This window comes from Halomonas sp. DP5N14-9 (assembly GCF_019802175.1).
GTDB classification, from domain to species: domain Bacteria; phylum Pseudomonadota; class Gammaproteobacteria; order Pseudomonadales; family Halomonadaceae; genus Halomonas; species Halomonas litopenaei.
Map to the genome: position 1 here is coordinate 1 of NZ_JAHVHR010000009.1, position 11,498 is coordinate 11,498.

Below are 11,498 nucleotides of genomic sequence, written 5' to 3' on the forward strand. Positions count from 1 at the left end.
GCCAGCAACCGTTCTGCCGTAGGCACGTTGGTTGAGCGCACGACACGCTTCGTCATCCTGGTGAAAATGGACGGTACGACCGCGACGGATGCGATGGTCGGCTTTAGTGACAAATTGAACCATGTTCCACGCTCACTACGGCTGTCGATGACCTACGACCAAGGGAGCGAGATGGTCAAGCATGCCGAAATAACCCAACGTACCGGGACAGCCATCTACTTCGCCGATCCACACAGCCCGTGGCAACGTGGGTCTAACGAGAATACCAATGGTCTGCTTCGACAGTATCTGCCCAAAGGAACGGACCTATCGACCTACACCCAGGAGGAGCTCGATGAGATCGCAGACTCACTCAATACCAGGCCTAGAGAGACGTTGAACGCCAAGACGCCTCTGGAGGTATACGCGGAGGTTCTCCAGAAGTCAGTGCCCGGATCTCCGGCACTCCAATAGTGTTGCGCTTGTAGGTTGAGACCGCCATGCCTTTGAAAAAATAACATGATAATGCCGACACAGCTTCCTGCTTAGGAAGCTGTGTCGGCTGGTGGAGCGGTATTTTTTTAGTCGGCGGGAATGTTGCGGCTAGGTGGAATGACGAGCGTGTTTTTTTACCCTATTTATGCAAGGTCTCTTTCGGCTATTTTTTCTAGGATCCAGTCCTGAATTTCTTCCTCTACCCAGGCGACATTTCTTTCTCCCAAGGATACTGGTTTTGGGAATCTTTCTTCGGAAATGTATTTGTAAATGGTGGAGCGTGCAAGACCTGTAAGGCTGGTGACATCTTTAAGCTTGATTAGTCTCATGGCGCTTTCTCCAGAATTGGCTCATGAGATGTTGTTGGTGTGTAGAAATTTACGTTGTGAGTTAGGGAAGATTTATTGCAGGGCCAAGAAGATTTGCGACCTTGATAATCGCTTCTTTTCGCTCGTCGAAGTAGTCGTAACGGTCGTAGATGCCTTCGACGCCCTTGAGCTTGTGATTCAAGCAACGCTCCGCGACATGCCCCGGTACACCAACGGCAGCGAGCAAGCTGCGGCAGGTGCGGCGTAGATCATGCACAGTAAACTCGGTGATATCGCCCATCCGGTTCTCTGGTTGCGGCTTCTTGCCAGGCTCCTTGCCAAATAGCTTGGCAATGGCACGATTCAGCGTGTCTTTGCCCATGTGGGCCCGCTTACTGCTGCGGCGATTAGGAAAGACATAGTCCGAGCCGCAGGCACGGATCTTGAGCTCTTCCAGCCAGCCGATGGTTTGCGGTGGGAGGGGAATGACGATCCCGGCGCCTGTCTTACTGCGCTCACCGCTCAGGTTCCACCGGCCGTTCTTAAGGTCGAATTCTGACCACTGGGCTTCGGTAAGTTCGGTCTTACGTACCCCCAGGACGAGCAGTAGCGCGCAGGCGAGGTAGTTGTCGCGGCTGAAGCTGTCGCTATTGTCTCTGAAGGCTTGGAAAACGTTGCGAATCTCATCGAGGCTCAAAACCCTATCGCGGCTTTTCTCAATACCGCCTGCGTCGTTGACGTTGAAAGCGGATGCTGGGTTGTAAGTTAAAATTCCCAGTTTTATGGCGTGGTTGAACATCTGTTTAAGATACATCAGTGTGTCATTAGCTATTGTCGGCCTACCGCTATTTGTTACTCTTCTAATTATTTCACGGATATCAATTGGGGTGACAGCATCCAGCGATCTACCCCCGATGAGGGGCGCCACTTCTTTTTTGTATATCCGCTTTGGGATAGCTGGGTGCTTGAGTCTTCTCTCTAGCTCTGGGTACCAGTCAGCAAACAGGTCCTCCACTGTCCTGATCAAGGCTTGGCTATCGCGTTTGCGTTCCTCGATGGGGTCAAGGCCTTCGCGTATAGACTTCTGGTTTTCAACCGCTTTCGTCCGAGCCTCGGCGAGAGAGAGGTGGGCATGTTTGCCCAGCGTCATCTCACGCCGCTTGCCAAACAGCGTGTATCGCAACATCCAGTAAGGAGTTCCTTTCCTCGGTATCATCAGGTATAGGCCGTTGCCGTCGCTGTAGCGCCCTGCTTTACCCTCCTTGACAAGCGACTGGCTCTTCTTGGCGGTAAGGCTTCCCATTATTTCCTCTCGTCCCCCGCGGAAAATAAAACAAACGACCGTTTGATAACTACTCGGGCTAGGCTTGGGCTAGATAGTCGGCTTAATGTCATATGAGCTCGTCACTGGCGCCTAGTGGGCCTTTTTCCAACGGCATTTAGAGTGCCAGCGGGCACCCCCCCACTTGCTCCCGGTCATGCACTCGGATCGACATAGCTGGGGAGTATCTGTAAGGGTATGTGTCGGAGGGAGGAGAGGCAATACTTTTTCTCCCCGTTTTACTCCCCTATATGATCTGGATTTCCGGGGAGGTTGGTGGAACTTGGTGGACTTCTTGCACCTTTTTTCCATTTAAAAACATTGGTTTAATGGTTTTTGATGGCCTTTGGTGGATTCTACTCGATGTTCTGAATCTGCTCGCGCATCTGCTCGATCAGCACCTTCAATTCCACCGCGCAGCGGGTGGTGTCGGCGACCACGGACTTGGATGACAGGGTGTTGGCCTCGCGGTTCAGCTCTTGCATCAGGAAGTCCAGGCGGCGGCCGATGGGGCCCTTTTGCTTGAGCTGGCGGCCGACTTCGGTGACGTGGGTATCGAGGCGGTCGAGCTCCTCGGCGACGTCGGCCTTCTGGGCCATCAGCACCACCTCGGCCTCGAGCCGGTGGGGGTCGAGCTCGACGTTGAGGTTGGCGAGCTTCTCCTCGAGCTGGGTGCGCTGGCGTTCGAGGATCTGCGGCATCCTTTCGCGTACCTCGGCCACCAGCTCATGGATGGCCGCCAGGCGCTCCTCGATCAGCGCCTTGAGCTGCTCGCCTTCCCGCGCACGGCCTTCCACCAGGTCATTCAGGGCCTGCTTGAACATCTGGTTGGCGGCTTGCTTGACCGCGTCCAGATCGAGCCCACCGCCTTCGAGCACCCCAGGATGGCCGAGCATGGCCAGGGCGTCGGGCATGTGCACCTCGGGCAGGGTGGCGCGTACCTCGGCCAGTGCCGATGACAGGGCGGTGAGGCGCTCGTGGTTGACGCTCAGGCTGTCGCTCTTGTCGCTGGCATCGAAGCGCAGGGTGCACTCGATCTTGCCCCGGGCCAGGCGCTTGCGCAGGGCGTCGCGGAAGCCGGGTTCGAGGTCACGCAGGGCCTCGGGCAGACGGAAGTGCGGCTCCAGGTAGCGCTGGTTCACGCTGCGCAGCTCGAGCTGCAGGCTGCCCCACTCGGCCTCGAGGTTCTGGCGCGAAAAGGCGGTCATGCTGTGAACCATGGCGGGTCTCCTGGCGATTTCCTGGTGTCGGGCACGGTGGTGTCGCAGGGCCGTCGAGGGTGGGCTCGACACCGGTGAGCGCAGTGTACCCGATTCATCGGCCAAGGCGTGTAGAATGGGCGGCCTTCGTTTTCCATTCCATGATCGACGTCGTCCCCTTCGCTGCGCCAGGCGATGCCGCGGCAAGAGGCGTGTCGACCAAGAGAGGTGCCATGTCCACGGACATCCGTCGTCCCAGCGGACGCGCTTTTGACCAGACTCGCGAGATTCGTCTCACCCGTGACTACACCCGCCACGCCGAAGGCTCGGTGCTGGTCGAGTTCGGTGATACCAAGGTGCTGTGCAACGCCAGCGTCGAGGCCGGCGTGCCGCGCTGGTTGCGGGGCAAGAAGCAGGGCTGGGTCACCGCCGAGTACGGCATGCTGCCGAGAGCGACCCACTCGCGCAGCGGGCGCGAGGCGTCACGCGGCAAGCAGGGCGGTCGCACCCTGGAGATCCAGCGTCTGATCGGGCGTTCGCTGCGCGCGGCGGTGAACCTGAAGAAGCTTGGCGAGTTCACCATCACCGTGGACTGCGACGTGATCCAGGCCGATGGTGGCACGCGTACCGCTTCGATTACCGGGGGCTGCGTGGCACTGATCGACGCCATCCGCTACCTGCAGCGCGAGAAGCTGATCAAGACCGACCCCTTTTCGCAGCTGGTAAGCTCGGTGTCGGTGGGGCTCTATCGCGGTCAGCCGGTGGTGGATCTCGACTACCCGGAAGACTCCAGCGCCGATACCGACATGAACGTGGTGCTGAGCGAATCCGGCGAGCTGATCGAAGTCCAGGGCACCGCGGAGTCCGGCACCTTCACCCGTGGTCAGCTCAACGCCATGCTGGATCTGGCCGAAAAGGCCGGTAACGAGCTGTTCGAGCACCAGCGTGAGGCGCTCGGCAATCGTGCCTGAGCGGTCGCCGTGACGAGATGAGTCGCATGAACGAAGGCGCCGGCCCCCTGAGGGGCCGGCGCTTTCGTGTCCGGCCCCGGACCCGGGCCAGACGGCGACGAAGGGAGGCTTACAGTTGCAGGTCGTACTCGACGATCAGCGGCGCGAACTCCGAGAAGGTGGCGTCGTAGTCGATCCAGGCGTCGGTGATATGGCGACGGAAGTTCGGCCCGACGATCTGGTAGTCCAGGCGCCAGCCGTCCTGACGGGAGCGCGGCTGATCCTGGTCCAGCGCCGGCCACCAGGTGTACTCGTCACCGTCGCGGTTGATCTCGCGGAAGGTGTCGATGAAGCCGGTGGGGCCGAACACCTGGTCCATCCAGGCGCGCTCTTCGGCCTTGAAGCCGGGCGTCGTCTGGTTGTCGGCCCAGTTGGCCAGATCGATGGTCTTGTGGGCGATGTGCCAGGTGCCGCAGATGATGTACTCGCGGCGCTTGCGAGCCATCTTCGACAGGTACTCCTGGTACTGGGCCATGAACGCCTGCTTGGCGTCAGGATCGCTGCCGTCGGGCATCAGGAAGCTGGCGATCGAGAAGCGATCGTAGTCGGCCTGCAGAAAGCGTCCTTCATGGTCGCACTGGGGGAAGCCCAGGCCGTACATGATGGCCTTGGGGATCTTGCGGCAGTAGAGGCCGACCCCTGAGAAACCGTCCTGTTCGGCGTCGAGGAAGTAACCCTCGTAGCCCTCAGGATAAAGAATGCTGTCGTCCAGCTCGAAGCTTTTGGCCTTGATGTTCTGGACGCAGACAACGTCGGCGTCCTGGTTGGCGAGCCAGTCGAGAAAGCCTCGACCGACGGCCTCGCGGATGCCGTTTACATTGATGGTGGCGATTTTCATACGTGGTCCCTTTTGCGTCGCGCGTGTATGATACCCGACGTTTCGACGTTTGGGTAAATGGCCGGTCGAGAAAAACGTGATAAGGCCAGGCAATTGGACAGGAGGCCTCGTGGCTGACATGGCACCTCAACCGCCAGGCGCGGCGCGCCTTCATCCCTACCAGCGGGAGTTCATCGAGTTCGCCATCGGCGAGGGCGTGCTCAGTTTCGGTGAGTTCACCCTGAAGTCGGGGCGGGTGAGCCCGTACTTCTTCAACGCCGGCCTGTTCAAGACCGGCCGCGCCCTGGCGCGCCTCGGGCGCTTCTACGCCAAGGCCATCGAGCAAAGCGGGATCGGGGCCGACGTGCTGTTCGGTCCGGCCTACAAGGGCATTTCGCTGGCGGCGACCACCGCCGTGGCGCTGGCTGACCATCATGACCGTGATCTGCCCTTTGCGTTCAATCGCAAGGAGGCCAAGGACCACGGCGAAGGCGGCAACATCGTCGGGGCCGCGCTCGACGGTCGTATCATGATCATCGATGACGTGATCACCGCCGGTACGGCGATCCGTGAGGTGATGGGGCTGATCGACGGCGCCGGCGCCCAGGCCGCCGGGGTGGTGGTGGCGCTGGACCGGCAGGAGCGCGCCAGTGACGACACCGACAAGAGCGCCATCCAGCAGGTGCAGGCCGAGTTCGGCATCCCGGTGGTCAGCATCGTTGGCCTCGACCAGGTGCTGGCCTACCTCGAACAGAGCGGGGGCGATACCCTCAAACCCCACGCCGACGCCATCCGCGCCTACCGCGAACGCTACGGCGTCAGCGCCTGAGTCGCTATGGCTTCCTTGCGCCGAGGTCTTCCTCCCTGGAGGGCCTCGGTGATCTCCCTGCCTCACATCGTCCTCCGCCGCGATCCTGGTGATGTCCAATGCTCGACGTGGTGCTCTATCAACCCGAGATTCCGCCGAACACCGGCAATCTGATACGCCTGTGCGCCAATACCGGATTTCGCCTGCACCTTATTGAGCCGTTAGGCTTTACCCTAGACGATAAGCGCCTCAGGCGCGCGGGGCTGGACTACCATGAGTGGGCGCGGGTCCGGGTCCACGCCGACTGGCAGACGTTCCTCGACGAGGTTTCGCCCTCTCGGGTCTTCGCCGTCTCGACCCGTGGGCGGCGTGGTTACCATGAGCCCGACTATCGTTCCGGCGACGCCCTGGTGTTCGGCCCCGAGACCCGTGGCCTGCCCCAGGCGATGCTCGATGCACTGCCGCCGGAGCAGCGCCTGCTCATCCCGATGCTGCCGGACAGCCGCAGCCTGAACCTGTCCAACGCCTGTGCGGTGCTGGTGTTCGAGGCCTGGCGACAACTCGATTTCGACGGCGCGGCGCGACTCGATGTCCAGCCCGGCGCCCAGGACGACGCATGAACGCACCCGTGAAGACGATCCGCGAACGTATCCGCGGCCTCAACCCGCGTCAGCGCGAGGCCGTGCACTTCATCGACGGTCCCTGCCTGGTGCTGGCCGGGGCAGGCTCCGGCAAGACCAGCGTGATCACTACCAAGATCGCCTACCTGATCCAGGAGTGCGGCATGAGCGCCCGGCGCATCGCCGCGGTGACCTTTACCAACAAGGCTGCCCGCGAGATGAAGGAGCGGGTCAGCTCGATGCTGCAGGGGCGTGAAGGCCACGGCCTGACGGTGTCGACCTTCCACACGCTCGGCCTCAACATCATTCGCGGCGAACTCAAGGCACTGGGCTACAAGCCGGGCTTTTCGCTGTTCGACCCGGAAGACGCCAAGGCGCTGCTGCGCGACCTGATGAACAAGGACGCCCAGGTCGACGCCGACCAGATCAATCAGGTCCAGGGAGTGATCTCCAACTGGAAGAACGACCTGATCCTGCCCGGCCAGGCGCTGTCCCACGCCGCCACCGAAGACGAGCAGTACGCCGCCCGGGTCTACGAGGCCTACGTTCGCCACCTCAAGGCCTACAACGCGGTGGACTTCGATGACCTGATCCTGCTGCCGGTGGTGTTGCTGCGCGACGACCCCGAGGCGCTGGCCCGCTGGCGGCGCAAGATCCACTACATGCTGGTGGACGAGTATCAGGACACCAACGTCAGCCAGTACATGCTGGTACGCATGCTGATGGCCGAGCGCCAGACCTTCACCGTGGTCGGCGACGATGACCAGTCGATCTACGCCTGGCGCGGTGCCCGGCCGGAGAACCTGGTGACCCTGGGCGAGGACTTTCCGCGGCTCAAGGTGATCAAGCTGGAGCAGAACTACCGCTCCACCGGCACCATCCTGCGCGCCGCCAACACCCTGATCGCCAACAACCCCCACGTCTACGACAAGACCCTGTGGTCGGACATGGGCCAGGGCGATCCGATCCGGGTGGTGGTCACGCGCCACGAGGAGGCCGAGACCGAGCGGGTCGCCAGCGAGATCCTGACTCGCCGGATCAAGGAGCGCGCCGAATGGCGTGACTTCGCGGTGCTCTACCGCGGCAACTTCCAGGCGCGCCTGCTGGAATTGAAGCTGCAGCACTACCAGATTCCCTACAAGCTGTCCGGCGGTACCTCGTTCTTTTCCCGGGGCGAGATCAAGGACGCCATGGCCTACCTGCGGCTGTTGATCAATCCGGCCGACGACAACGCCTTCCTGCGTATCGTCAACGTGCCGCGTCGCGAGATCGGCCCGACCACCCTGGAGAAGCTCGCCAACTACGCCACCGAGCGCGGCGTCTCGTTGTTTGCCGCCTGTCACGAGCTGGGGCTGGCCGAGCAGCTGCCGGCCCGCGCGGTGGAGCGCCTGACGCGGTTCACCCACTTTATCGATGGCGTGCGCCGTCGCATGGATCAGGGCGATGCCATCGCCGCGATCCGTGAGATGATGCGCGAGATGGACTACGAGGCCTGGCTCTACCAGAACGCCAGCGCCCCCACCATCGCCGAGCGGCGCATGGCCAACGTGTGGATCCTGATCGACCAGCTCGAGAAGTCGATGCAGGCTGATCCGGAAGAGAACACCGCCAGCACCGATACCGAAACCGACGATGTGCAATCGGCGATCTCGCGCCTGGTATTGCGCGATATCCTCGAGCAACAGGCGGAAGAAGATGACTCGGATCGTGTTCAATTGCTGACCATGCACGCCTCCAAGGGCCTCGAGTTCCCCCACGTCTACCTGATGGGTCTCGAGGAAGAGCTGTTGCCTCACCGCAACTCCATCGAGGCCGGCACCGTGGAGGAGGAGCGCCGCCTGGCCTACGTTGGCATCACCCGTGCCCGGCGTACCCTGACCATGACGCTGGCGCGCCAGCGCAAGGCCTACGGAGAGCTGATGGACTGCGCCCCCAGCCGCTTCCTCGACGAGTTGCCGCCGGATGATCTGGAGTGGGAAGGGCGCGCCGATCGGGAAGACCCCGAGCGCAAGCAGGAGCGGGGCAAGAGCGCCATCGCCGGGCTGCGCTCGCTGCTGGACTGAATCCATCCACAGTCGCTGGATCGCCACAGGCTGTGGATAAGCCCGATGGCATCAAGGCTTGGCACGACCCGAGTGCAGGACCAGGCCTCGCCAGCAGACCAACGCAAACGGGGCGCCCATGGGCGCCCCGCTGCTATATCGCGTGAGTCGATTTACTGGGTCATGTAAATGACGGCCGCCTTGATCTCGTCATCGGACAGACTCGGGTTGCCACCCTTGGGCGGCATCGCGTTGAAACCGTTGATGGCGTGGTCATAGAGGGTGTCCATGCCCTTGGCCAGGCGCGGCTCCCAGGCGGCGGCGTCACCGCGAACCGGGGCGCCGGCGACACCGGCTTCATGGCACGCCATGCAGATGCCGCCGTATACCGCTTCACCATCGATGGCCGCCACCGCCGGGTCGACCTCGGCAGAGCCTGCATCGGCCGCAGCGGCGTCGTCGCCAGCCGCATCGGTAGCGGCAGCGTCCTCACCTGCTGCTTCGTCGCTGGCAGCGGCGCTGTCGTCCGATGTTGTCTCTTCGGCGGGGGCCGCCTCGCTGGCGCCTGCGTCGCTTGACGGCACTTCCATCACCGGCTCGACCAGGTAGGCCACCGCCGCATGGACTTCTTCATCGGACAGGTTCGGGTTGCCGCCACGGGCCGGCATCGCATTGAAACCGTTAAGAGCGTGATCCAGCAGGGTGTCGAAGCCCTTGGTGGTGCGTTCGGCCCAGGCCGCTTCGTCGCCGCGCTTGGGTGCACCGGCGACGCCGGTATCGTGGCAGGCCATGCAGATGCCGCCGTAGACGGCTTCGCCATCGACGCCACCGCCCGACGCTGCGGCGTCACCGCCGCCTGACGCGGCGGCCATGGCGCTGCCACATTCCTGGCCTTCGAGGCACACAGAACCTACCGGGGCCAGGCGCTCGGCCATGGCGTCACGCTCGGCATCGTCCTGTGCCATCGCCTGGCCGGAGCCCAGGCCCAGGGTGATCAGACACCCCATGATCAGCTTGCTGGATTTCACTCTCACCACCTCTGTAACGGTCGCTTGATGGAAGTTATTGTTGGTGGCGCCGAGCACGGCCATCGTCCCTATCGCCGGGCGTCACGCTGTGCCGGCAGTATAGCGAGATCGCTCGAGACGGGAAAATGTCGCCCGTCGCCGGGAAGGTGGCGCTGCGGGGCTTGGGCATGCCCTTGGGTGGACACCGGCGGGTGCGCAAGGTAGGATATGGCTCGCCGCGTGACAGGTTCAGGCGGCACCGCGCGCCCTTAGCTCAGCTGGATAGAGCGTTGCCCTCCGGAGGCAAAGGTCAAAGGTTCGAATCCTTTAGGGCGCGCCATAGAATTCAAGGGCTTACGACGCTGTCGTAGGCCCTTTTTCATGTCTGGATGGTAGGTCGGCAGGGGGGCATCGAGCGCTCGAATCGGGCCATTCACTGCCGTTGAATTTGCCCATTGCTGCACGAGCACATGCTTGAAAGTGCACGGTTTTCTGCCGAAGTTCGCCCTTGAGGCGAAAGCGCCTTTGCTGATCTGGATCAAGTCGGCCTTTGTTGCCGAGCGCCGTAGGCCAGGAGCGAGCGGCAGCTTCTCCCCTGGCGGGAACGTTACGCTTCTCTGGCGTGGACGTTTCTCTTCTCTGGCGTGGACGTTACCGGGCGCTCGCTGGACTCTTACTCGACCGGGCCGCTATCCAGCTCGCTGAACACGACCTGGGCGTAGTTGCCGTGTTGCTGGTCCGTCTCCCACACCCCGGTACCCAGGCAGGCGCCAGATTCCGGCTTGGTGTTGCACTGGTTATAGGACCCCGCCTTGAAGTACATCCAGTCACCGGCGTAGCCGTGCGGATGGTCGGCCTCGTCGACCTCGCCGTCGGGACCGACGTTGTCGGCCAGGTTCTGCTCGAAGGTGCGGGTGGGGTGGCCGTCTGACGCGAAGGTCAGGTGCATGACGTCGTCCTTGACCTCGACCCGATAGCGGAAGCTCTCGCCCAGGGCGATGCCCTCTTCGCCCGGATCCTCGCTGCCGCTCCAGTCGTTGCCCCACACCGCGTGGCTGATATCGATGCGCTCGGGGTCATCCTTCTCGAGGTTGCGTTCGTAGTTCCAGAACACCGAGCCGGTCTCGTGGTCGGGAAACTTCTTGTAGTAGATCTTCAGCGGTTCGTTGCCGTGGCCGAAGCCATTGTCCTGGGCCAGCACCGCTTCGTCCTTGCCGGCGTGGATCTGGCCGATGACCACCGAGTAGGCCGCCGCCCGGTCGGGCTTGTCGGTGCGCTCGGCGACGTGATCGACCCGCAGCGTGGCATCGAGGTAGCCGCCGATCTGGGCGTAGCGGTCAGCCTCGGGGTGAGAGGCGAGGGCAAAGTTCTGCTCAGGTGCCTTGGGGCCGAAGGCGTCGTCGGCGCCGGCCAGCATCTGGCGCAGTTCCGTGCGTGCATTGCTGGAATTGGGGGTGGTGAAGGCGCTATTGGGGGTCACGAAGACCAGATGATTGTTGTCGTTCAGATAGTAGTAGTCCGGATGTTGATAGGACTGAAGCTCGCCGACCGATATCTCGTCGACGTCGTCGTCGCCGTCAGCGTCCATGGGCAGGGTCAACTTCCAGGTCGTCAGGTCGAAGACTTGCGCCGGTGGCGTACCCTCGTCGGCGGCCATGGAGGATACACCGAAGGAGGAGACGGCCAGGGCCGACAGCGCGACGATCAGGGGCTTGCGAAGGGGGTGTCGAAGAGACTGGTAAAGGGGCTGGCAAAGGGAATGGCGGTGGGAGTGAAAACGGCTGAGATGGTCGTGTTCGAGCACGGCGTTGTTCCTTGTTGTGCAGGGGTGGCATCAGCAAGGCTAGAATTGCGTTTCAATATTGTCAAAGATGATTCATTAAAAATAAAAC

At 62.1% G+C, this 11,498-nt stretch carries 11 protein-coding genes and 1 tRNA gene; 6 read left to right on the plus strand and 6 right to left on the minus strand.

Features of this window, described 5'->3' with window-relative positions; all coding sequences use genetic code 11:
• Positions 1 to 453, plus strand: a 453-nt coding sequence (locus KUW00_RS06745) for an IS30 family transposase (RefSeq protein ID WP_222568631.1), incomplete at its 5' end; no start/stop codon positions are given.
• Between the two features lie 164 nt (positions 454 to 617).
• Here the strand turns inward: KUW00_RS06745 and KUW00_RS06750 are convergent.
• The 3 genes from KUW00_RS06750 to KUW00_RS06760 all read right to left on the minus strand — a co-directional run bounded on the left by KUW00_RS06750 (position 618) and on the right by KUW00_RS06760 (position 3,323).
• Complete coding sequence (locus KUW00_RS06750; protein ID WP_035414227.1) at positions 618 to 803, minus strand: helix-turn-helix transcriptional regulator; 186 nt, start codon at positions 801 to 803, stop codon at positions 618 to 620.
• Positions 804 to 864: 61 nt separating this feature from the next.
• Complete coding sequence (locus tag KUW00_RS06755) at positions 865 to 2,085, minus strand: tyrosine-type recombinase/integrase (RefSeq protein ID WP_035414229.1); 1,221 nt, start codon at positions 2,083 to 2,085, stop codon at positions 865 to 867.
• A 374-nt stretch (positions 2,086 to 2,459) separates the two neighbouring features.
• Positions 2,460 to 3,323: a YicC/YloC family endoribonuclease gene (locus KUW00_RS06760; RefSeq protein ID WP_222568632.1), complete on the minus strand. Its 864-nt coding sequence runs from the start codon at positions 3,321 to 3,323 to the stop codon at positions 2,460 to 2,462.
• Positions 3,324 to 3,535: 212 nt separating this feature from the next.
• Here KUW00_RS06760 and rph point away from each other — a divergent pair, with 212 nt between their 5' ends.
• Positions 3,536 to 4,273: a ribonuclease PH gene (gene rph / locus KUW00_RS06765; RefSeq protein ID WP_045992108.1), complete on the plus strand. Its 738-nt coding sequence runs from the start codon at positions 3,536 to 3,538 to the stop codon at positions 4,271 to 4,273.
• Positions 4,274 to 4,382: 109 nt separating this feature from the next.
• On the opposite strand, the gene KUW00_RS06770 is transcribed toward rph, so the two are convergent.
• Positions 4,383 to 5,150 carry an exodeoxyribonuclease III gene (locus KUW00_RS06770; RefSeq protein WP_222568633.1) on the minus strand — a complete coding sequence of 256 codons (768 nt, stop codon included), beginning with the start codon at positions 5,148 to 5,150 and terminating at the stop codon, positions 4,383 to 4,385.
• Positions 5,151 to 5,268: 118 nt separating this feature from the next.
• Here KUW00_RS06770 and pyrE point away from each other — a divergent pair, with 118 nt between their 5' ends.
• From pyrE to rep, 3 genes are all read left to right on the plus strand, one after another.
• Positions 5,269 to 5,958: an orotate phosphoribosyltransferase gene (gene pyrE / locus KUW00_RS06775; RefSeq protein WP_222568763.1), complete on the plus strand. Its 690-nt coding sequence runs from the start codon at positions 5,269 to 5,271 to the stop codon at positions 5,956 to 5,958.
• Positions 5,959 to 6,056: 98 nt separating this feature from the next.
• Positions 6,057 to 6,557: a tRNA (uridine(34)/cytosine(34)/5-carboxymethylaminomethyluridine(34)-2'-O)-methyltransferase TrmL gene (gene trmL, locus KUW00_RS06780; RefSeq protein WP_222568634.1), complete on the plus strand. Its 501-nt coding sequence runs from the start codon at positions 6,057 to 6,059 to the stop codon at positions 6,555 to 6,557.
• Positions 6,554 to 8,620 (plus strand): DNA helicase Rep, encoded by a 2,067-nt coding sequence (gene rep / locus KUW00_RS06785; protein WP_222568635.1) that lies wholly within the window; start codon positions 6,554 to 6,556, stop codon positions 8,618 to 8,620. Before trmL ends, rep begins: the two co-directional genes overlap by 4 nt.
• A gap of 152 nt (positions 8,621 to 8,772) precedes the next feature.
• On the opposite strand, the gene KUW00_RS06790 is transcribed toward rep, so the two are convergent.
• Positions 8,773 to 9,627: a c-type cytochrome gene (locus tag KUW00_RS06790; protein WP_315901110.1), complete on the minus strand. Its 855-nt coding sequence runs from the start codon at positions 9,625 to 9,627 to the stop codon at positions 8,773 to 8,775.
• 242 nt (positions 9,628 to 9,869) lie between these two features.
• Here KUW00_RS06790 and KUW00_RS06795 point away from each other — a divergent pair.
• Positions 9,870 to 9,946, plus strand: a tRNA-Arg gene (locus tag KUW00_RS06795).
• A 333-nt stretch (positions 9,947 to 10,279) separates the two neighbouring features.
• On the opposite strand, the gene KUW00_RS06800 is transcribed toward KUW00_RS06795, so the two are convergent.
• A complete protein-coding gene (locus KUW00_RS06800; RefSeq protein WP_222568636.1) occupies positions 10,280 to 11,410 on the minus strand; it encodes a polysaccharide lyase family 7 protein in 1,131 nt (376 codons plus the stop codon).
• Between the last annotated feature and the right edge of the window lie 88 nt (positions 11,411 to 11,498).